We start from the raw sequence: 19,730 nt of genomic DNA, 5'->3' as shown, positions 1-19,730 counted from the left end.
GGCGCTGCTGGCCGTGTCTCTGCGTGCGCTCCATTCATACGGACTCCGATTCGATTGGCCACGTATCGGGCTCGCGCAGCAGGCGCCGCCCCGAGGCCGAAAAGCCTACCAGCAGCAACGAGATCACGCCGGCCACGATCAGATACCAGGCGGGCACGATGCGCGAGCCGGTGAGGTCGATCAGCGTGGAGACGGTCAGCGGGGCCATGCCGCCGAACAGCGTAACGGCGATGTTGTAGGAGAGCGCGACGCCTGTGGAGCGCGTCGAAGTCGGAAAGAGTTGCGTGAGCATGCCGGGGTGCGCGCCCGACATCAGGCTCAGCACCACGGTCGCGACCATTTGCGCGACGAAGACGCGCTCGGGCGTAGGCGCTGCAAGCACCCACGCGAACAGCGGCCATGCGGCGAGGATCCAGACGAGCGAGACGGGAATGAACAGCCGATAGGCGCCGAACCGGTCAGCAAGCCGGCCCGCGAGCGGATAGCCGACAATGCCGATCAGCCCTGACGCGGCTGTGCCCAGCAGCGCGCTCTTGAGCGGCAGATGCAGTTGCCGCTCGACATAGAGCGGCATGTACGAATGCCAGAGATAGTTGGTCGCGGCACCAATGGCGATCACGCCGATGGCGCAGAGCGCAGCGTCGCCGCGCTCGCGCAGGAACGTGCGCAGCGACTGGCGCGGCGCGTGCCCGAGCCGTTTGCGCAATTGCACGAACTCCGGCGATTCGGCGACCTTGTGGCGAATATAGAAGCCCACGGGGCCGACCAGCGCGCCGAGCAGGAAGGGCACGCGCCAGCCCCACGCGACCAGCGACGCGGGCGCGAGCCGCGTGGAGAGCAGGTAGCTGCAAACCGAGGAGAGCAGTAGGGCGACGGCCTGCGAGGTCATCTGGAAGCTGCCGTAGAACATCTTGCGCCCGGGCGGCGCGTACTCGGTCAGCATCGAAGCGGCCGTGGCGAATTCTCCGCCCACCGAAAGCCCTTGCAGCACGCGGGCGAGCAACACGAGCAGCGGCGCCGCAATGCCGATGGACGCGTAGCCCGGCGTGAGACCCATGAGCAGCGTGCTCGCCGCCATCAACAGAATCAGCGCAGCGAGGGTCCTGCGCCGCCCGTAGCGGTCCGCGCACGCGCCAATCACGATGCCGCCGAGCGGCCGCACGACGAAGCCGATGGCGAACGTGGCGAGCGTGAGCGTAATCGAGAGCGCGCCGCTCGCGACCGGGAAGAAAACCTTGGCGATCGTATTGGCGAAGTAGCCGTAGATCAGGAAGTCGAACCACTCGAGCCCGTTCCCGATCACCGAGGCGAGGACCGCGCGGCGGACCTGCGCGGCGGGCAGGTGTTGTGCGTCGCGCACGCCGGCGTCGCTTTCAAGGATCGAATCCATATGTCTCCATGAGCCTTTGTGCTGTTTTTTCACAGCGTACAAAGTGTGCCGTCAAATGTAAAATACATATCGGGATTGGTTCCCATATCCATTGCATATGGCGGAGTGGACGATGGAATTGCGTCACCTGCGGTATTTCCTCGCGGTTTGCGAAGAGCGGCAGTTCACGCGTGCGGCGGTGCGGCTGCACATGCAGCAGCCGCCGCTTTCGCAGCAGATCCAGGAACTCGAACATGAACTGGGTTTTGCCCTGTTCAGGCGCCAGCCTCGAGGGGTGGAACCGACCGCGGCAGGCGAGGCGTTCGCGGCGTGCGCGCGCGCCGTGATGCGCACGCTGGAACAGGGTGTGACCCAGGCGCGCCGCGTGGCGCAGGGGCAGGTGGGCAAGGTGCGCGTGGCGCTCACGAGTTCGGCGGCGTTTCATCCGCTTGCGCCCACGGCGATTCGCGCGTTTCGCGAAAACAACCCCGATATCGCCATCGAGCTTAGCGAAATCAACGCGGCCGAAATCATCGAAATGATGCTGCGCGATCAGGTGGACGTCGCCATGCTGCGCAAACCCATCGAGATGCCGGCCGAACTGCGCTTCGAGCAGATTGCCGACGAACCGATGCTGCTCGTGGTGCCGGCTGGGCACCGGCTCGCCGGCGCCCGCAGGGTCGGGCTGGAGCGCCTTGCGGGCGAACCGTTCGTGTTCGTGCGCCGTCCCGGGGCGCCGGGCATGTATGCGGACTTCATCCGTGCCTGCGAAGCGCGGGGCGTGGAGTTGCGCGTGGTGGACGAGGTGCCGCGCATGGTCACCGCCATCAACCTCGTGGCGGCGGGCGGCGGTATGACACTCGTGCCGGCCTCGATGCGGCGCTACCAGCAGGAAAGCGTGCATTATTGCCGGGTTGCCGGCGACGAGGCGTTTCGCGCGCCGCTGCATCTGGTGACGAAGCACGATGCGCAGGCTCCTGCTGTGGAGCGGTTTCGCGAGACGGTGCTGGGTTTTGCGGCACGCAGCAAGCTGACGGGGGATGTGCGGGAGGGGCGCCATCGCAAGGGGGCGGTTGAGGTGAGGCGTTAGGAGTACTTTGGAAGTTCTCGGCGAGCACCGATTCTCCGGTCTCGACAATGCCAGCACCCGCTGCGCCTCAGTCACGGCTTGAATGACCTCGAGTCTGTCCAGCTCCGGTGCTACGCGTAGCAATGCTATCTCAGAGCGGACGCTTCAAACGGCCTGGCCACCGCGCAGATGCAAACCCGTCGGCTCAACTGCTACAAGCGGAAAGCGCCCCAGGCGCAGAAACAATATCGGCAATAATCTGAAGCGCGTCAAACAATCGCGACTGATTCGGCGCGGACCCTGTCGCGATCCGTATAGCGTTCTCACTGCGTTCGCCATCGACAGCGAATATATCCGCTGGCGAAACGATGACGCCCCGAGTTCTGGCAGCCTCAACGAATTGAGCGCGATGCCAGTAAGCCGGCAGCTTCAACCAGATAAAGAGCGGCCCGACGTGCGCGAGATCGCGGAACTCGGCGAAAGCCGACTCGGAAATCGACATCCGAAGACGCGCTTCTGCGCGTACTTTGGTGATATGCCGCAAGGCGGAGTGATCGGCCATTGTCTGGTTCACCAGCGCCTCTTCGATTGGCGCGGGACACAGCATGGTGGTACGGAGTAAATCGTCGAGTTGGGAGGCTGCCCGCACGCTCGGTGCGACGACATACGCTACACGCATGCTCGGCGACAAACATTTGGTGAGGCCAGCGATATAGTACGTGGACGCTGGTGCAAACTCGGCGAGCGGTGGCAACGGATGTTCGACCAGTTGGCCATAGGCGTCGTCCTCGAATAGGGTGAGGCCGAGTCGGATAGCGACCTCCGCAAGTGCTTTTCGGCGGCCGATTGACATCACCGCGTTCGTAGGATTCTGGGAGGTCGGTACGCAATATAAGGCCCGCGCTCCTGTTTCGCGCGCCGCTTGCTCGAGGGCGGCAGGAACGAGTCCCTCATTGTCCATGGTCACACCGGACAACCGGATATTGAGCATGCCGGCCATACTCCGTATCGTCGGCCAGGTCATCGACTCGGTCAGAAGCGTCCCGCCATTGCCAACTACGAGTCGCATCATGGCGATCAATGCTGCCCGTGCGCCAGCACTGGCCACCACGCGTGCTTCGATCGCTTTCGAGAATCGAGGCTGCAGCCATTCGATAGCCGCAAGCGGCACGCGATTATTCTTGCGTCCCGTGCGCGCGGAGAACAGGGCGATGCCTTGATCGCCGCCCAGCGCGACCAGCGCGCTCGACAGATCGAAGGGAATCTTCAGCACCGGTGACCATACCGAGGAGAGATCGATGACCCCCGAGCCTTCATCCGGGCTATCTCTGCGAGGGTCTGGCCGTAGCCCGCTTGCGGCGATCACAGTGCCGAGCCCGGGTTGTGTGCTGATCAATCCTCTTTTACGCGCTTCGGTCCACGCCCGGGTCACGGTCGTGAAATGCAGGCCCAGGTGGCGAGCGAGTTCCCGCTGGGACGGCATCGGCAGACCGGTCCTTAATTCCCCTGACTCAATGCCACTAGCCAGTGCTTTGACGATGCGAATGTAGGCCGCTCCATAGCCAGTCTTCATGTGGTTGGCTACGTACACTGCAACATGGTTCTCCATACAGCTCCTTGTGGCGGCAGTTTTCGACCACTACGCTTCCCATCATTGAACGACGAATGAGTTTGCGCTCAAGGGATTGTTCGGCGATTGGTGTATGCAATTTTATAGTCAACAAAGGCGGGTGTATGCAAGAGAGACGGAGTGTAATTATTGGCTGCGGGATCATGGGCCGCGACATCGCAGCGATTTTTCTGGCCGGAAGCTGGACCGTGCAGGTCGTTGAGTCCAATGAGGCGAAATGGGCGGAAGCCGCACGGCTGATTGAGACGGCGGTACGGCAGTTGGGCGCATCGTTCGAGCGCGACAGGCTGGTTTTCAGAACGGAGCTCGGCAAAGTGGACTGGGCAGATACAGACGTCGTTCTGGAAGCCATCGTCGAGAATCTGGATGCGAAGCGCGCGCTCTTCGAGTCACTGGATCATCTGGTTCCGCCCGGTGTTCCCATCGGGTCCAACAGTTCGAGCATGCGAATCAGCGACGTTGCACAGCGCTGCGAAACCGCGTTTCGTATGGCCAACACGCATTTCTTTCAACCAGCCCATCTGGTCCCGCTCGTCGAAATCGCCAAAGGGGAAAAAACAGCGGGGGCAACCATCGATGCGCTGTATGCCATTTTCCGCGAACTGGGCCGCGCGCCCGTGCGCGTCAACAAGGATGTGCCGGGCTTCCTCGCGAACCGGATCCAGCACGCGCTGATGCGCGAGGTTTTTTCGGTGATCGACAGCGGACTCGCGAGTGCCGGCGATGTCGATATTGCGGTGCAGTTCGGCTTTGGCTTCCGGTACGCGGCTGCCGGCCCGATCTTGCTCAAGGAGTTCGCCGGCTTCGATACCCAGCATGCCGCAGCGACGGTGATCTATCCGTCCCTGTGCAACGATACCGCGCCGAGCCGGACACTAGCCGAACTGGTCGCTCGGGGCCACCTCGGCATGAAGACCAGACACGGCATGCGCAGTTGGACCGAAGCGGAAATTGCCGAGGAGCAGGCGCGCTACGAAACTGCACTGATGCGCGCAGCCCAGGTGCTGGGGCCGGTCCCGGCGAACGAGGAGGGCTGAGCATGTCGATCACGATGCAGAGTGTGCGCGAAGCGGCTGCAAGAATCCGTGGCATCGCGCTCGCCACGCCGCTCATCGAGTCAGCCGAACTCGATCGTATCGCCGGCACCAAAGTACTCCTGAAAGCAGAGAACCTGCAGAAAGCCGGGGCGTTCAAGTTTCGCGGCGCCGCAAACAAGATCCTGACGCTGGGCGCCGAACAACGGAATGCTGGCGTGATCGCGTATTCGTCGGGCAATCATGCACTGGCTGTGGCGGTCGCGGCCAGACAGTTCTCGATTCATGCGGTGGTACTGATGCCGCGGGATGCCCCGAACATCAAGATACAAGGTGCCAAAGCGAACGGTGCCGAGGTCGTGCTGTATGACCGCGAAAAAGACGATCGCGAGCAGATCTGCACGGCGTTGATCAAGGAACGAGGCCTGACGCTCGTTCCGCCATACGACGACTACGACGTAATGGCAGGCGCTGGCACCGGTGCGCTCGAAGCGTTCGAACAGATCGGCGATTACGGCTGGATTGACACCGCAATGGTGTGCTGCAGCGGCGGCGGACTGACCTCGGGCTGGGCGACGACGGTCCGCTCGCTCATCCCGGAAAGCCGGATATATGCCGTGGAGCCCGAGGGTTTCGATGACACCGCACGCTCGCTCGAACAGGGCGTGCGCGTGTCCAACGCGAAGAAGTCCGGGACAATCTGCGACGCGCTCATCGTACAGACGCCGGGAGCGATGACGTTTGACGTCATGCGCCGCTGCGGTGTCGAGGGCGTGAGCGTGTCGGATGACGACATCAGGGGCGCCATGCGCTTTGCCTTCGAGCATCTAAAACTGGTACTCGAACCAGGTGGCGCAGCGGCGCTGGCGGCGCTCCTCACCCGTAAGTTCAGGCATCGACCTTCAGGCGTTCTGGCGATTCTTTCAGGTGGCAATGTCGACCGGAATACGTTCATGGAGTGCATTGGGCGATGACCTCGAAACGTGAACTCGATTTACATGCCGCTGGTCTGGTTCTGCCGGAGACAGTGGAAGCGGTCGCCCAATATGTTCCGTTCGTGCGTTCCGGCAAGCTGCTTTGTATCAGCGGCCAGTTGCCTCGCGCAGACGGGGCCGTCGCAGTCGTCGGCAAGGTCGGCGACGACGTCAGCATCGAGAGGGCAAGATATGCCGCAACGATATGTGCGCTGCGAATACTTTCCATCGTCAGGATGGCGGCCGGCTCGCTTGATGCCGTGGAGCAGGTTATCGAACTCACTGTCTACGTGAACAGCGGGGCAGCTTTCACCGACCACAGCAGCGTGGCGGATGCCGCATCCGATGTGATGGAGAAGGCTTTCGGAAGCGCGGGGCGGCACGCAAGAACGGCCGTGGGTGTCGCGCAATTGCCCAAAGGCGCAGCGGTGGAAATCAGCGCGAGGTTCGCTCTCGATGGCAGCGGCCAGCGAGCCGCGCCGGCGTCCGCCACCTGTTGAACGGACACGGGCGCAGCAATGCCTATTTCATGAGGAGACACGCGTGCATCTTTCATCACGGATGTTGAAGGTAAAAGAAAGCCCCGCCACGATGCTTTCGAAGAAAGCTCGCGCGTTGAGCGCGCAAGGCAAAAATGTGATCAATTTTGCATCGGGCGACATCGATTTTCCCACCCCCGAAGTCGCCATCGAGGCGGCACTGAAGGCGGCGCGCTCGGGGACCGTTGGCTACACCAACGTTGATGGTGAAGGGCAGCTCAAAGCGGCAATCGCCAACGCATTCTGCACGGCACACGGAGTACCGGTTCACGACAGCAATATCATCGTTTCGACGGGATCAAAGCAGGCGCTTTACAACGGGCTCTTCGTTACCACCGAACCCGAGGACGAAGTCATTATCCCCGCGCCTTATTGGTCGTCGTATATCGACATGGCGGTCATGGCGGGTTGCACTCCGGTCATCGTTTCGTGTGACGCCGCCAGCGGCTACAAGCTCACCGCGGATGCTCTCGAATCCGCCATTTCGCCCCGTACGCGCTGGCTCATCCTGAATAGCCCATCCAGTCCCGTGGGTGCGGTGTACGGTGCCGATGATCTACTTGCGCTAGCCGGAGTACTGATCAGACATCCCCACGTATTGATCATGTGGGATGAGCTTTACGAGGCTTTCGTCTGCAACGGCGGCTCACATCCGGGGTTGCCGGCAGTTGCCCCGGCGCTCAAGGACCGGGTGCTAACCGTCGGCGGCGTTTCCAAGTCTTACGCGATGATGGGCTGGCGTATCGGCTGGGGCATCGGCGCACCGGAGCTGATTGCCGAAATGTCCAAGGTTCAATCGCAGATCACGTCGTCGCCTTCCAGCATTGGGCAGGCAGCAGCGCTTGCCGCGCTCGTCGAGGGTGCGCCGGCACGGGACGCGCTTGTCCAACGCGTGGCCCAGAACCGGCAGATGGCCATCGATATGATTGGCACGATGGATGGGCTCCGGATAGCAGCCGGTGCCGGTGGCATCTACCTGTTTGTCGACGTTTCCGGATTTTCAGAGGACGATCGCGGCTTCGCCGATGCGTTGCTCAACGAAACCGGCGTGCTGGTGTTGCCGGGAGCGGATTGTGGCGCGTCGCCCTACATCCGGATCAATATCGCGCGGCAGCCGCTACAGCTTGAGGCCGGAATGAGACGCCTCCAGCAATTCCTGCGAACCGGCGGCCAGTAAGCGCTCGGCGATATCTGTTTTTCGGCCTTGCCTGCTCTGTCGCCCGCCCGTGGCGCGGTCCCGCATCCCCGGCAGGCAACGCCTTACCCGTGTCCCCGTTAGCGTGGCCGCCTGCGCCACGTTCATCATCGCGATTCGAAGAGACGAACATGAATAACTTTTCCGAAAGCCGCGCGATTCCGCTGGTCGCCGACGGCGACGGTAGCCGAGGCGTATTGGAGGAGGCGCGAATCTACCGGAAAATAGCGTGGCACCTGATTCCGCTTCTCTTCATCGCCTACGTTCTGTGCTATATCGACCGCTCGAACGTCAGCTATGCCTATCTGCGATTCAAGAACGACGTGGGCTTGACCGACGCCACCTACGGGTTCGGTGCCGGCATATTTTTCGTGGGCTATATTCTGTTCGAAGTACCGAGCAATCTCCTGATGGAGAAAATCGGTGCGCGAAAGACGCTGTTGAGGATCATGGTTCTCTGGGGCGTAGTATCAACCGCCACCGCGTTTGTCAGATCCCCGATGCAGTTCTATGTCGTACGTACCTTGCTCGGGATTGCGGAGGCTGGCTTTTTCCCGGGTCTCGTGTTGTACCTCACCTACTGGTTCCCGGAGGCGCGGCGGGCCCGCGTCACGTCGTTGCTGATGGTCTCGCTATGCATCGCCGGCGTGGTCGGCGGTCCGCTGACCGGCATGATTCTTCATTCGATGGAAGGTGTGGCCGGTTTCAGATCGTGGCAATGGATGTTCCTGCTCGAAGGTCTGCCCGCTGTCCTGATCGGCATCGCAACGTTCTATTTCCTCGACGACGAGCCGTCGTCCGTCACGTGGCTTTCGGCCCGGGAAAAGGCCATCGTTCTGGCTAAACTCGAAGAGGACCACCGCGCAAGGGGTGCCGGGACTCACGAGCATCGCAAGCTGATCTGGCGTGTGTTGCGCGATCCGAGGATCTATCTGGCGTCAATTGGCTACTCGTTCAATCCCTGGGCGCTCAGCGTACTCAACTTCTGGGGACCCACGATCATCAAGCAGGCGGGCAATCTCACCGACATCCGTCTCATCGGTTTGCTGGGCGCATTGCCCGGGATTGCCGGTGCTATTTCCATGCTCTGCGTCGGGTGGCATTCGGATCGGCGTCGGGAAAGACGTCTGCACTTTTTAGTCTGCGTTGGCGTCGTCGCTTTCGGCTCGGTGCTGTTAGCGGCATGTCATCCTGGCTGGGCCGCCTCGGTATTGCTGCTGTCGGTTATTTGCGCAGGCCAGTCGGGTGCCTTTGCGGTGTTCTGGAGCATTCCACCGGGGTTCCTGCCACGTAGCAGCGCGGCAATGGGGATTGCCGTCATCAGTAGCCTCGGACAGATCTCCGGTCTCCTGTCGTCATGGATTCTCGGAGTGCTGATGCACGCGACCGGCGACATGACATGGGGACTGTATCTGGTGGCATCTGTCCAGGTCGCTGCCGGGATTGCAGTGGGGGTTGGACTGCCTTTCGCGACGCGGGAGTCTCAGACCACGACCTGACTGGCATGGCGGGACGCTCGTATTCCATGTCCGATCCCGTAATTGCGAGAGTCCCAAAGGATTCGAGCCCCGCCTAATGCCGCCGCCACGAGGTGACTGAACAAAAATCGCGGCGGGCAAGGCTGTCACGCGGACGCCACTTCAATCCCCGAACGTCCGCGTATCGTCGTCGTAGCCGAACAGCCCCGCGTAGCGTCCCCAATCGATCACGGTACGCAAGGTGCTATCGGCGTCGCCCTGATTCAAATGGTCCTGTAGCTCCAGTTCGAAGCGCTCGCGCGGCGCCCGGTGTCCATCACGCTCGTCGAGCACCTCGCGAATGTGCGCCGCGAGCGGCACGAACTGCAGGAGGTGCTCGCGAAAGAGACGCTGGCGCTCCTCGTCGCTCGCCTGCGCGAATGCGCGTCCGGCCGCGGTCAGCCGTATCGTGCCGTCGCGCAGTTCGGCGAATTCGAGGATATGCAGGGCACTGGCGACGGGAAACAGCTCGTCGCCTTTCAGCATGCGCATTTCCGTGAGCTTTGCGAGCTCCACGTTGCCGCCATGCAGCACCGCAGCGAGGGGCTCGACGAACCCGTCCAGACGATGGCTCGAAACGTTCGGCAACCGCAGCGCGAGGCCGCGCGAGGCGTTGCCGGACGCGTCGGTCGATTCGACGAGGCGCGCCGTGAGCGCCGCATAGATCTCGTTGACGATCGAGCGAAACGCGGGGGAAAGCCGGCTGCGCGGATGCGGCAGCGGCACGTTCATGCTCGCCACGACGCGCGCGGGGCTGCCGCCCAGCACGTGGACACGATCGCACATCAGCACCGCTTCCTCGATGTTGTGCGTGACGAGCAGCATGGCCTTGATCGGCAACTGTCGCTCGATCCAGAGATCGAGGAAGTCGGTGCGCAGCGTTTCGGCCGTCAGCACGTCGAGTGCGGAGAACGGCTCGTCCATCAGCAGCAGGGTGGGCTCGCTCACGAGCGCGCGCGCAAATCCCACCCGCTGGCGCATGCCGCCGGAAAGCTCGCGGGGAAAGGCCGATTCGAAGCCGTCCAGACCGATCAGGTCGATGGCCGCCATCGCGCGCTTGCGTGCCTCGTCCGTCGCCACGTGCAGGGCGTCCAGACCGAGTTCGACATTTTCGAGCACGCTCAGCCATGGGTAAAGCGCGAAGGTCTGGAAGACCACCGCGATCCCCTCCTCGGGGCCGCGCAGCGGCTGGCCGCGGTAGAGCACGCGCCCCGCAGACGGCTTGACGAGTCCGGCGGCAATGCGCAGCAGCGTGGATTTGCCGGAGCCGGAGCGCCCCAGCAGGCCCAGGATCTCGCCTTCGCGCACCTCCAGATCGATATGGTCGAGCACGGGCATCGGTTCGCCGGAAGGTTTGGCGAACGACATGCCCACGCCTTCGAGCGACGTGACGGGGGGCGCCATCTGCTCGACGGGCGGGGCACCGGCTTGCGTTTCGGTGTGCGCGAGGCTCGACATGAGGTTCTCCCGGGTGCGTGCGTTTCAGTCCAGCCGCGTGCGCCGCTCGGCAAACGCATAGAGGGGCCGCCACAGCAGCCGGTTCATTGCGATCACCATCACGGACATCGCGGCGATGCCGAGCGCAATGCGCGGATAGTCGCCCGCATCGGTCATCTGCGCGATATAGGCACCCAGGCCGCCTGCGCTCAGATGGGTCGGCCCCCAGCTCACGGCTTCGGAAACGATGCTCGCATTCCACGCACCCCCCGACGCCGTGATCGCGCCCGTCACGTAGTACGGAAAGATGCCGGGGAGCATGACCTTGCGCCACCACGAGGCCCGCCGGACTCTGAAGCTCGTGGCGGCTTCGCGCAGATCGCCCGGAAACGCCATGGCGCCGGCGATGACGTTGAAGAGGATGTACCACTGCGTGCCGAGTATCATCAGCGGGCTCAACCAGACCCCCGGTGCGAGTCTATTGTGGACGACCAGAAACACCGCGACCGGAAACAGGAGGTTGGCCGGGAAGGCCGCGAGAAACTGCGCGATCGGCTGTACGAACTGGGTGAGCCCGGGGCGCAGCCCGACCCACACGCCTACCGGCACCCAGACGAGGGACGCCAGCGCGATCAGCACCATCACGCGGAGCAGCGTGAGCAAACCGTTGCTCGCCACGCGCGTCACGTCTGTCCATGACAGGGTGTTCCTCGCAACGTGCACGAGCGCCCACGCCGCATAGATCGCAACCGCTGCCCACAGCGCGAACCACAACACGTCGCCGGTCCGCTGCCCGATGCCGAGGCGCGGCCGGCGCCACCCCCCGGCGATGGAGACGCGCGCACGCGCGGCGCGGTGCAGTGCGGTGCCGATGGGTCTTGCCGAGCTTTGCATCCACGCGGAGCGATGCACGAGATCGAGCACCCAGCTATGCGGCGCGATCTGCACGGCTGTCTGCTCGAAGCGGAAACGGTCGGCCCAGGCAACGATGGGCCGGAACAGAAGCTGGTCGTAAAGGACGATCGCCACGGTCATGGCGAGAATCGCCCAGCCCACGGCGGCCAGGTCGCGCTGCCCGATGGCGCGCGCGACGTACGAACCCACGCCGGGCAGCGCGACCTGCAGATGGCCCACCGAGATCGCTTCCGAAGCCACCACGAAGAACCAGCCGCCCGACATCGACATCATGGTGTTCCAGACGAGCCCCGGCATGGCGAACGGCACTTCGAGCCGCCAGAACCGCTGCCATCCCGAGAGACGGAAACTGCGGCTCGCTTCATCCAGATCGAGCGGTACGGTGCGCAGCGCCTGATAGAAGCTGAACGCCATGTTCCAGGCCTGACTCGTGAAGATGGCAAAGATCGCGGCCAGCTCCGCGCCGAAGATATTCCCCGGAAACAGCGAGAGAAAGAACGCGACCGTGAAGGAGAGGTATCCGAGAATCGGCACCGACTGGAGTACGTCGAGCAACGGGATGAGCACCGTCTCCGCGCGCCGGCTCCTGGCGGCAAGCGTGGCATAAGTCAGCGTGAAAACGAGAGAGGCGGCAAGCGCGGCAAGCATGCGCATGACCGTGCGCAGCGTATAGGCCGGCAACGCCCACGGAGACAATGAAATCTCCGCTTGACGGGCGATCACGAGCGGGCCGCTCATCTGCCGCGCGCCCGTGCCGAGCAGGAGCAGAAGGCCCAGCACGAGCAGAACGGCTGCGAGGTCGCGCCAGCCCGGCAGGCGCGGGCGCCATTTGCCGCCGCCCAGTATCTCGGCATGGTGCTCCACGATGCCCCCCGAAAGTCACGACGGTTCATGGTCCGGGAAGACGGACGATGGTGGTTGATGCATATCAATCTTTGCCCGGCGACCGGAAACGCCGGCGATCGGTGTCAGGCGCGTGGCAAGGGGCCCTCGTCGGTCGGGTCGTCGCGCCCGGGCGCGGCTGCACAGCCGGCTTCGCCTGTCGCTCGCCCCTTGCGCCGGCCGGCGCGCAGCTCGATGCGGGCCAGCCAGACGCCGGGCAGCATGGGCAGCCAGAACGTGAACGCGCGCAACAACAGCGTGGCTGCGAGGGCCGCTTCGATCGGCACGCCGAGCAGGCGCAGCATGCCCACCGAAGTGGCTTCGAACGTACCGAGGCCGAGCGGAACGGGGCCGATGGTCGCCACCATCGACGCTACGGCGAAGCTCGCGAAGGCCGCCCAGTAATGCGCGGGCGCGCCGACGGCACCGAGCGAAAGCCACAGGGTGCCGGCATCGAGAAGAAAGATGGCGAGCTGCAGCGCGACCGTTCTCGCGAGCAGGCGGCGGTTCAGCAGCAGATCGAGCGGGATGTCGTTGAACGATTCGATCAGGCGCGAGAGATGCAGCCATTTGCCGAGTGCGGCGACGCGCGGGTCCCGATTCCAGCGGCGCAGCATGACGAGCAGGGCGGGGACGAACAGGAGCACCACCAGGAACACCGCGACGCTAACGAATAGCGTGGTTCCCGCGGCGTGATGCAGCCACAGTATCGCTGCGCTTGCGAGCACCGCGATCAGAAAGGCGATGTCGCGCGAAAGCAGGCTCGATAGCAGCGCCGTCAGCGCAATCGAGCGGGGGACGCCGCGGCGCAAAAGCCCGCGAATCGCCATGAGGCTGCCGCCCAGTCCACCGCTCGGCAAGGCCTGGTCGGTGAAGACCTTCACGATGCCAAGTCGTACGAGCACGCGCATGGGCAGCGGATAGCCCGAATCCTGCAGCGCCTCGCGCCAGACGAGCGCCGCGCTCACGTAGGTGGCCATCTGCGCGCCGAGTGCGATCAGCAGCCAGCCGGGGCGTGCGGCGCGCGCAAGTGCGAGGCTGCGCTCCAGCGAACTGGCGCGCACGACCACGAAAATCAGCGCAAGCAGGAAAACAAGACCGATTGCCCAGGACAGTGGGCCGCGCCACCGGCGCCCGGGGGCGAGCCCCTGCGAAAACGCGCGCACGGCACGTTGCGCGAGGGGCGCCGGGGTTGGGCTCGCAGTGGCTTGCCGTGCAGGCGGCCCGCTGTCGGGCGGCGGGCGAGAGGGCGGGGGGCCGGCATTCATCGGAGCCTGAGGCGCTGGAGTTCGCGAACGAGTCTGCAGACGCACAACACGAACAGCACGCGTGCGGCACGACCGGGATTGCGCATGCACGCTTCGACCTGGCCGTTTCTGGCTTGTCCTGCCATGCACCGCAGGCAGAGGTGCTCGCCATGGCCGGTGGGCGGTTTGCCGTTCTGTTCGCGCAGTCGCGATGCTGCACGGCGTACCCCTGCGTATCCGGTGCATTGCGCGCCCGGGGGCGGCACAACGGCGATACGTTGGTGTGCGACGGGACTGGCCGGCCTCAGGCGGAAACGCTCGCGGAATGCGTCGACGGTGTTCCGGCTTCCGCCCCGCCAGCCCGGGCGGGAACCAGAAGCACGGGACGGCACGCGCTGCGCAGCACATGCTCCGCCACGCTGCCGAGGACCATGCGCCGCACCCCGCGGCGTCCATGCGTGCCCATGACGATCAGGTCGGCATGCCACGCGGCGGCGGCCTGCTCGATGCACTGCGCGACGTCGTTCGTGCCCAGTTCGACTTCGACCGAGCGGGGCGCGCCCTTCACGCCCTCCCGCTTCATGCGGGCCTCGGCATCGGCGCAAATGATGCGGCTCTCGTCCACATACGCATCGCGCACGATCGACGGATCGAAGCCCGGCACGTCATAAGCCATCACCGGCACGTCGATCACGTAGAGGGGCTGCAGCTCCGCGTTATTGTCGAGTGCGAGCCGGATTGCGGCGTCGAGCGCCAGGGAGGCGGTTTTGCTGCCGTCGAGTGCGACGAGAATGCGGGAAAACATGGTGGGTCTCCGTAATCGTTGTGCCAAAGCGGTTAGTGTGCCACGTGCCTGTGCCCTGTACCTGTGCCCTGTACCTGTGCCCTGTACCTGTGCCCTGTACCTGTGCCCTGTACCGCGGCTCAATGCGACATCAGCACCGGCAGCGTCATGCTGCCGAGAACCGTGTGCGTTGCCCCGCCCAGCACCAGTTCCTGCACGCGCGCGTGGCCGTACGCCCCCATGACGAGCAGGTCGAATCCGCCGTCCGCAGCGTAGCTGAGCAGGGCCTCGCCGGTGCTCTCGGAGGCACTGCGGTCGAAGCGGACGATGTCCACCTCCGGCGCGCCATGGCGCCCAAGCATGGCAGCCAGGTCGTCGCACGAAGCCTGCGAGGACGAGGGCGTAAAGGTGGTCGATGCGGCTGCGATCGAGACGCGCGAGGCACGCGTGATGAACGGCATCGCATCGTGAACCGCGCGCGCCGCCTCGCGGCTGCCGTTCCAGGCGATCAGCACGCGCGTGCCGACCGAATCGAACTGGCCGGCGTACGGCACCACGAGCACCGGGCCGCCGGCGCCGAGCACGAGCGTCTCGGGGAAATTGTCGGCAACGTGGGCTTCGGGATCGTCCAGGTCGGCTTGCCCGACTATCGTCAGGTCGGCGGTGCGGCTGCGCTGCATCAACGCTGCGACCGGATTCGCGCCGGCGGCGTGCCAGTGCCCCTTGACCTGTGCGCGCGCGAGTTCGGCGTGAAACAGCCTTTCCATGGCGCCGCGCTGTTCGGCGCGGAGTTGGGTATGGGCTTCGTAGTATTCGGACGTGCCCGCCATGACGTAGAAGTCGCCTGCGCGCGGCTCGAAGGCGCCGAACACTCCGTCCAGATACGCACCGTAAGTACGGGCCAGCTTCAGGGCGAGCGAAAACCGCGCGTTCGCGCGAGCGCTCGGGTCCAGATGAACCATCAAGGTCTTGTACGTCACGACGGATCTCCTGCGGGAGGATTCGGGGCGATCGCGGCCCAACCGGGCCCGGGCGACGAAGTGATTCGAGTCTACGAATGCGTGTCCTTGCACTCTTGATTTGAATCAAGCTTCTGCACGGGGCCACGAAAACGACGATCCGCATCGGGCAAGCGGAGGGATTGAGGCAGATCAATCGGGAAACGGCGCGGCTTTTTAAATTGGAAACAGCGCGCACCGCCATGCCGGACGCGCAATGTACGGGCAGGTGCCCGGGGCGGCAGTGCGGTTCGAATGGCAATCGCGGGGCCGCCAAAGCTCCGAGGAGGAATCAAGATGAGCAATCTGACGCGTTACGATCCGTTTTCCGTCGAACCGGTTTCCGATCTGTTTCAGGGTCTGGTTCTGCCGATCCGCAGTCTGCTCGCGGCCAAAGACAGTGACCTGTTGCCGATGAAGCTGGACGTGACCGAAAGCGACCGGGCCTACGCGGTGAAGGCCGAACTGCCGGGCGTGGACAAGAAGGACATCGACGTCAAGATCGACGGCAATGTGGTGTCGATCAATGCGAAGGTCGAGCGCAACACCGAGTTGAAGGAAGGTGAGCGAATCGTGCGCCGGGAACGCTACAGCGGGACCTTTGCGCGCACCTTCTCGCTGGCGAGCGACATCGACGAAGCCGGCGCGAGCGCCCAGTACCAGGACGGCGTGCTTTCCCTGACGCTGCCGAAGAAGGCGCCGGCAGAACAAAAGCGGCTGCAGATCGAATAGGTGCCGAAGCACGTGAAAGGGAGGCGGGCGTATCGTCCCGTACGGGGCTGCACGGGTGTCGCCCGTATGGCGCAGGGCTCATGCCCTGCGCCTTTTTGCATGGAACGGAGGGCGATCCAGGGGCGCGCGGCAAGCCACGGGATGCCGCACCGGGGAGTCGAAAATGGGGCGTTGGCCTGATCAATCCACATATACGCCAGTCGTCGCACCGTACTCGCGCATTTTTGTTTTTTTGACCGGGAGCGAATCTGTCGCTTCGCTGCTCGGCTATGTGGCCGGCTGGGCGCGGCCGGCTGCGCGCATTCATGTTGCCGGGCTGATTCGCGTGCCGTCGACCGACGAGGCGGCCCTGGTGCGGGCGCCGTCGCTGCTGCAGCGGATCGCGATGATTGCAACCGTCGATGCCGCCTGCGAGACGCTCGAAAGGCACGGATTCGAGGTGAACAAGGAGATGGTCGAAACGGATGCGCTCACGGGACCGACCGACGCGCTCGCCCGCGCCGCGCGCGCCGCGCTGGCCGAACTGGTGATCGGCGCGATTTCCGGCCCGGCGGCGTTTGCCGTCACCGTGGATTGTCCCCTCCTTGTGTTTCCCTTGCCGTTGGGGCGCCGCTGCCGCGTACCGCCGCGGCGCGTCTTTGTCGCGAGCGACGGCAGCGCGATGTCCGCCTACGCGGTTCGCGAGGCCGCGCGGATTGCCGCCGCGCCGGGGGCGCAAGTCCGGGTGGGGTATCTGGCATGCGACCCGGCGGCGGCACGGCATCCCGTGGACTTCAGCGCGGTGGTCCTCCAGACGCAAAGCGCCGACGAGGACGCCTCGCATGCCATTGCCGCAGCAACGCAGCGCTGGCGTCCCGACCTCGTGGTCCTGGGAACGTATGGAGAGCGCCTCGGTGCGCCACAGCACGAGGGCCGCCTCGTCGCCGACGTGGCGCGCCGCACGGCGCTGCCGCTGCTGCTCGTGCCACGAAACTCGCCGTGGCCGGGCTACGCCGCGCCGGGGGGCGTGCATTGAGTTGATATGCGTCAACGGCTGGCCCCTGACGAACCTTATTCTGAATCGACGGGCCAACGACACCGCATGGCGCCGAATGGGCAGGGGCAGAGATCATGGACATAGCGTTTCCTCGCGTGGCGCCCGAGTTCGACTCGGAACGCTATACGCTGCTCTTCCCCGCCCACGTGAACGGCAAGGCCATGCAGTGCGGCATTACCGCCGAGGCGCTCGAAGACCACTTCGGTGCCCCGTCGATCCGCGAAGCGGATCTCGTCGAAGCGTTCTGTGCCCACCGCAGCGTTATCGAGGAGACCGCGGCCGCACTGATCGAAGCGACCCGGGGCGCACCGGTCTTGCTGCATAGCGGCGTATTCCGCATTTACGGCAAGTGAGCCGTTGGTACCACGCAGCAGAGGGAGATCCGCATCATGACACTTAGGGGTACTGTCGATTCCGGCACATGGACTGTAGAGGCGATGACGTCGCCGGCACCGCATGGCGGGTACCTCTGCCAGATCAGCATTGCGCAGAGCGCGCCGGAGCAGGAGTTCGGCCACTCCTTTGTCCACTATCGCACCTTCGAAACCGAAGCGGAGGCGATACTGGATGGCTTGCGTGCAGGCATGAAATGGATCGAACTGAAGAACGACCACGTTTTTCAGGTGTAGCGCGGGCATCCGGATCAGAACACGCCGGCGAGGCGGACGAACCCGCAGGGGAGCAGCGGCGATGGGACTTGGCATGCAGATTGTCTATCTGGGGTTCGCGGGTTCGCGCGCCATCGAAGCGGAGGCCTGCATTCAACTGTTGCGACTGGAGCGGTTCGCCGGGCTGCTGAAGGGCTGCCATCTCGCCATCGAGCGATTGCACGACGGGCGCCGCAGCGAGGCTTACGACGTGCGGCTGGACCTGTTCTCCGGATCGAGCGAACTCAAGGCGGTCGAGCATCGCACGAGCGACGATCCGCTGGTCGCCATGCGCGAGGCATTCGATGCCGCGGAGCATGAACTGCAGATGGCAGAGGCTCCGGGCACCCGATGCATGGACGGCCGCGTCCGGCGCGACCATTGAATGGCATTGAATGGGTCAGGCGACGCCCGGCCGCTCCAACTGGCTCGACGCGTCGTCATCCGCAAAGAGACTATCTTCGGCCACTGCGGTGCTCGGGTCGATGCATTGCACGTGCCAGTGTCCGGCGATCGGCACCGGCCCGGTGCATGGCCAGCGCGCTTCGCCGTGTTCGCCTTCGAAGGGCCCCACGTCGGAGGTGAGGTCGAGCCCGTCGAGCTGGCAGATCGCCGTCCCTTCCGGCTCCGAGACGAGCAAAGCAGCACCTTGTATGCTGCGGCAGCGTCCCCACTGCGGCAGCCGGACACCGGCGTGGCCTTCGCGCGACCACGTCCCGGATTCCTTGTCGATCCAGACGATCGCATAAGAGCAGGGCGCGATCTGCTCGAAACCGTCGAGATGAACTGTGACGCGCATGATGAAGCTCCGTGGCTGAGGTTGAGGATCTACGGGATCTACTGGCTTAACACCCACTGAACGAGCGTCTGGGCATCTTTGGGCGAGAGCGGGCCGCCCCGGTCTTCCGGCAGCGGCATGGCCATGTCGCCCCAGTGTGCCTTGCCGCCGTGGACGAGTTTCTCTTCGAGCATCGCGCTCGCGTTGGGCACGGTGCGATAGCGATCGGCAATCTGGTGGAACGACGGCGCGAGAAATGGCGCGTCCAGGGTGTGGCAGAACATGCAGTGCTGCTGATCGACCAGTTCCGTCGGTTCCGGAAGCTGGGCCAGGACGCCGGTGGCCTGGACAGCGAACAGCAACGCCGCGACCGTTCTCAGGGAGGTGGTCCGTGCGGGCAAAAAGCCTCCCGGCAAGCGCGGGCGGACGAAAACGGCGGCGATGCGTCGGCGGGGCATGAATCCTCTCCTCGAAGGCTGAATCGGTCTTCAGTCATGTCATGCTCTCACCGGCGTGCATGGCCCCGTTGACGTGAGTCAACCAGTACACGAGAGGGACAGGTGCGCGGGAAAGACGCATGCCGAGCGACGCCTACGCTGAAAAAAAGCGCCCGCAGAAAGCGCGAGCGCCGCAAAACACACGTGCCCCGAACAAGCGGGCCCGCACTGCCAACACCGTTAAAAATCCCGTTCTGGCGAGGCGTGCTTCACCTGCGCTTCACACGCACTCGAGACCCGCCGCATCGACGATGCGGATCTGCTTGCCGCTCGGCTCCACCAGACCCTCGCGATGAAAGCGCGAGAACATGCGGCTCACCGTTTCGAGCTTCATGCCGAGAAAGCACCCAATCTCCTCGCGGCTCATCTTCAGGTTGAACTGCGTGCCGGAGTAGCCGCGCGCCTTGAAACGGGCAGCCAGATCGAGCAGAAAGGCGGCGAGGCGCTGTT

21 protein-coding genes are annotated in these 19,730 nt (G+C 64.3%); 11 read left to right on the top strand and 10 right to left on the bottom strand.

Annotated features, from left to right (window positions below):
- Window positions 1-34 precede the first annotated feature (34 nt).
- A complete protein-coding gene (locus BFE01S_RS10680) occupies window positions 35-1,390 on the bottom strand; it encodes an MFS transporter (protein WP_028225477.1) in 1,356 nt (451 codons plus the stop codon).
- A gap of 112 nt (window positions 1,391-1,502) precedes the next feature.
- On the opposite strand from BFE01S_RS10680, the gene BFE01S_RS10675 reads away from it, so the two are divergent.
- A complete protein-coding gene (locus tag BFE01S_RS10675; RefSeq protein ID WP_028225476.1) occupies window positions 1,503-2,459 on the top strand; it encodes a LysR family transcriptional regulator in 957 nt (318 codons plus the stop codon).
- A gap of 184 nt (window positions 2,460-2,643) precedes the next feature.
- On the opposite strand, the gene BFE01S_RS10670 is transcribed toward BFE01S_RS10675, so the two are convergent.
- The gene (locus tag BFE01S_RS10670) at window positions 2,644-4,047 is read right to left on the bottom strand and encodes an aminotransferase-like domain-containing protein (RefSeq protein ID WP_028225475.1); all 1,404 of its coding nucleotides are present in this window, start codon (window positions 4,045-4,047) and stop codon (window positions 2,644-2,646) included.
- Window positions 4,048-4,103: 56 nt separating this feature from the next.
- Between BFE01S_RS10670 and BFE01S_RS10665 the strand changes: the two genes are divergently transcribed.
- The 5 genes from BFE01S_RS10665 to BFE01S_RS10645 all read left to right on the top strand — a co-directional run bounded on the left by BFE01S_RS10665 (window position 4,104) and on the right by BFE01S_RS10645 (window position 9,309).
- Entirely contained in the window at window positions 4,104-5,105 is a 1,002-nt protein-coding gene (locus BFE01S_RS10665) for a 3-hydroxyacyl-CoA dehydrogenase NAD-binding domain-containing protein (RefSeq protein ID WP_322787821.1), read from the top strand.
- Between the two features lie 2 nt (window positions 5,106-5,107).
- Entirely contained in the window at window positions 5,108-6,076 is a 969-nt protein-coding gene (locus BFE01S_RS10660) for a threonine ammonia-lyase (RefSeq protein ID WP_052420852.1), read from the top strand.
- Window positions 6,073-6,576, top strand: a complete 504-nt coding sequence (locus BFE01S_RS38230; protein WP_042337481.1) for a RidA family protein — start codon at window positions 6,073-6,075, stop codon at window positions 6,574-6,576. Before BFE01S_RS10660 ends, BFE01S_RS38230 begins: the two co-directional genes overlap by 4 nt.
- Before the next feature lie 43 nt (window positions 6,577-6,619).
- Entirely contained in the window at window positions 6,620-7,792 is a 1,173-nt protein-coding gene (locus tag BFE01S_RS10650; protein WP_169742617.1) for a pyridoxal phosphate-dependent aminotransferase, read from the top strand.
- A gap of 149 nt (window positions 7,793-7,941) precedes the next feature.
- Window positions 7,942-9,309 carry an MFS transporter gene (locus BFE01S_RS10645; RefSeq protein WP_052420851.1) on the top strand — a complete coding sequence of 456 codons (1,368 nt, stop codon included), beginning with the start codon at window positions 7,942-7,944 and terminating at the stop codon, window positions 9,307-9,309.
- A 141-nt stretch (window positions 9,310-9,450) separates the two neighbouring features.
- Here BFE01S_RS10645 and BFE01S_RS10640 read toward each other — a convergent pair whose 3' ends face one another.
- The 5 genes from BFE01S_RS10640 to BFE01S_RS10620 form a co-directional block, all read right to left on the bottom strand.
- Window positions 9,451-10,731, bottom strand: a complete 1,281-nt coding sequence (locus BFE01S_RS10640; RefSeq protein WP_028225470.1) for an ABC transporter ATP-binding protein — start codon at window positions 10,729-10,731, stop codon at window positions 9,451-9,453.
- A gap of 78 nt (window positions 10,732-10,809) precedes the next feature.
- Entirely contained in the window at window positions 10,810-12,543 is a 1,734-nt protein-coding gene (locus BFE01S_RS10635; protein ID WP_028225469.1) for an ABC transporter permease, read from the bottom strand.
- A gap of 104 nt (window positions 12,544-12,647) precedes the next feature.
- Window positions 12,648-13,727, bottom strand: coding sequence for a lysylphosphatidylglycerol synthase transmembrane domain-containing protein (locus BFE01S_RS38225; protein ID WP_052420850.1), 1,080 nt, complete (start codon window positions 13,725-13,727; stop codon window positions 12,648-12,650).
- 385 nt (window positions 13,728-14,112) lie between these two features.
- Entirely contained in the window at window positions 14,113-14,613 is a 501-nt protein-coding gene (locus BFE01S_RS10625) for a universal stress protein (RefSeq protein WP_028225468.1), read from the bottom strand.
- A gap of 119 nt (window positions 14,614-14,732) precedes the next feature.
- Window positions 14,733-15,572: a universal stress protein gene (locus BFE01S_RS10620; protein ID WP_028225467.1), complete on the bottom strand. Its 840-nt coding sequence runs from the start codon at window positions 15,570-15,572 to the stop codon at window positions 14,733-14,735.
- A gap of 315 nt (window positions 15,573-15,887) precedes the next feature.
- Here BFE01S_RS10620 and BFE01S_RS10615 point away from each other — a divergent pair, with 315 nt between their 5' ends.
- The 5 genes from BFE01S_RS10615 to BFE01S_RS38220 all read left to right on the top strand — a co-directional run bounded on the left by BFE01S_RS10615 (window position 15,888) and on the right by BFE01S_RS38220 (window position 18,390).
- Entirely contained in the window at window positions 15,888-16,322 is a 435-nt protein-coding gene (locus tag BFE01S_RS10615) for an Hsp20/alpha crystallin family protein (RefSeq protein ID WP_028225466.1), read from the top strand.
- Window positions 16,323-16,554: 232 nt separating this feature from the next.
- Complete coding sequence (locus BFE01S_RS10610) at window positions 16,555-17,337, top strand: hypothetical protein (RefSeq protein ID WP_028225465.1); 783 nt, start codon at window positions 16,555-16,557, stop codon at window positions 17,335-17,337.
- A gap of 95 nt (window positions 17,338-17,432) precedes the next feature.
- Window positions 17,433-17,711, top strand: coding sequence for a DUF1488 family protein (locus tag BFE01S_RS10605; protein WP_028225464.1), 279 nt, complete (start codon window positions 17,433-17,435; stop codon window positions 17,709-17,711).
- A gap of 36 nt (window positions 17,712-17,747) precedes the next feature.
- Window positions 17,748-17,987: a hypothetical protein gene (locus BFE01S_RS10600; RefSeq protein ID WP_028225463.1), complete on the top strand. Its 240-nt coding sequence runs from the start codon at window positions 17,748-17,750 to the stop codon at window positions 17,985-17,987.
- A 61-nt stretch (window positions 17,988-18,048) separates the two neighbouring features.
- Complete coding sequence (locus tag BFE01S_RS38220) at window positions 18,049-18,390, top strand: hypothetical protein (RefSeq protein ID WP_156966973.1); 342 nt, start codon at window positions 18,049-18,051, stop codon at window positions 18,388-18,390.
- A 15-nt stretch (window positions 18,391-18,405) separates the two neighbouring features.
- Here the strand turns inward: BFE01S_RS38220 and BFE01S_RS38215 are convergent, their stop codons facing one another.
- From BFE01S_RS38215 to BFE01S_RS38210, 3 genes are all read right to left on the bottom strand, one after another.
- A complete protein-coding gene (locus tag BFE01S_RS38215) occupies window positions 18,406-18,804 on the bottom strand; it encodes a DUF3564 family protein (RefSeq protein WP_042337479.1) in 399 nt (132 codons plus the stop codon).
- Between the two features lie 38 nt (window positions 18,805-18,842).
- Complete coding sequence (locus tag BFE01S_RS10585; RefSeq protein WP_042337478.1) at window positions 18,843-19,241, bottom strand: c-type cytochrome; 399 nt, start codon at window positions 19,239-19,241, stop codon at window positions 18,843-18,845.
- A gap of 259 nt (window positions 19,242-19,500) precedes the next feature.
- Window positions 19,501-19,730: helix-turn-helix domain-containing protein (locus BFE01S_RS38210; RefSeq protein WP_042337477.1), on the bottom strand; the 230-nt coding region annotated here is incomplete at its 5' end.

It is taken from the genome of Paraburkholderia ferrariae NBRC 106233 (genome assembly GCF_000685035.1).
Classification (GTDB): Bacteria; Pseudomonadota; Gammaproteobacteria; order Burkholderiales; family Burkholderiaceae; genus Paraburkholderia; species Paraburkholderia ferrariae.
This window is presented reverse-complemented; position numbering and strand designations above follow the sequence as displayed.

Bases quoted from the DNA above. Each gene is read 5' to 3' on its own strand.
- BFE01S_RS10680 (WP_028225477.1), bottom strand. From the start codon at position 1,390: ATGGATTCGATCCTTGAAAGCGACGCCGGCGTGCGCGACGCACAACAC.
- BFE01S_RS10675 (WP_028225476.1), top strand. From the start codon at position 1,503: ATGGAATTGCGTCACCTGCGGTATTTCCTCGCGGTTTGCGAAGAGCGG.
- BFE01S_RS10670 (WP_028225475.1), bottom strand. From the start codon at position 4,047: ATGGAGAACCATGTTGCAGTGTACGTAGCCAACCACATGAAGACTGGC.
- BFE01S_RS10665 (WP_322787821.1), top strand. From the start codon at position 4,104: ATGAGTTTGCGCTCAAGGGATTGTTCGGCGATTGGTGTATGCAATTTT.
- BFE01S_RS10660 (WP_052420852.1), top strand. From the start codon at position 5,108: ATGTCGATCACGATGCAGAGTGTGCGCGAAGCGGCTGCAAGAATCCGT.
- BFE01S_RS38230 (WP_042337481.1), top strand. From the start codon at position 6,073: ATGACCTCGAAACGTGAACTCGATTTACATGCCGCTGGTCTGGTTCTG.
- BFE01S_RS10645 (WP_052420851.1), top strand. From the start codon at position 7,942: ATGAATAACTTTTCCGAAAGCCGCGCGATTCCGCTGGTCGCCGACGGC.
- BFE01S_RS10640 (WP_028225470.1), bottom strand. From the start codon at position 10,731: ATGGCGCCCCCCGTCACGTCGCTCGAAGGCGTGGGCATGTCGTTCGCC.
- BFE01S_RS10625 (WP_028225468.1), bottom strand. From the start codon at position 14,613: ATGTTTTCCCGCATTCTCGTCGCACTCGACGGCAGCAAAACCGCCTCC.
- BFE01S_RS10615 (WP_028225466.1), top strand. From the start codon at position 15,888: ATGAGCAATCTGACGCGTTACGATCCGTTTTCCGTCGAACCGGTTTCC.
- BFE01S_RS10605 (WP_028225464.1), top strand. From the start codon at position 17,433: ATGGACATAGCGTTTCCTCGCGTGGCGCCCGAGTTCGACTCGGAACGC.
- BFE01S_RS10600 (WP_028225463.1), top strand. From the start codon at position 17,748: ATGACACTTAGGGGTACTGTCGATTCCGGCACATGGACTGTAGAGGCG.
- BFE01S_RS38220 (WP_156966973.1), top strand. From the start codon at position 18,049: ATGGGACTTGGCATGCAGATTGTCTATCTGGGGTTCGCGGGTTCGCGC.
- BFE01S_RS38215 (WP_042337479.1), bottom strand. From the start codon at position 18,804: ATGCGCGTCACAGTTCATCTCGACGGTTTCGAGCAGATCGCGCCCTGC.
- BFE01S_RS10585 (WP_042337478.1), bottom strand. From the start codon at position 19,241: ATGCCCCGCCGACGCATCGCCGCCGTTTTCGTCCGCCCGCGCTTGCCG.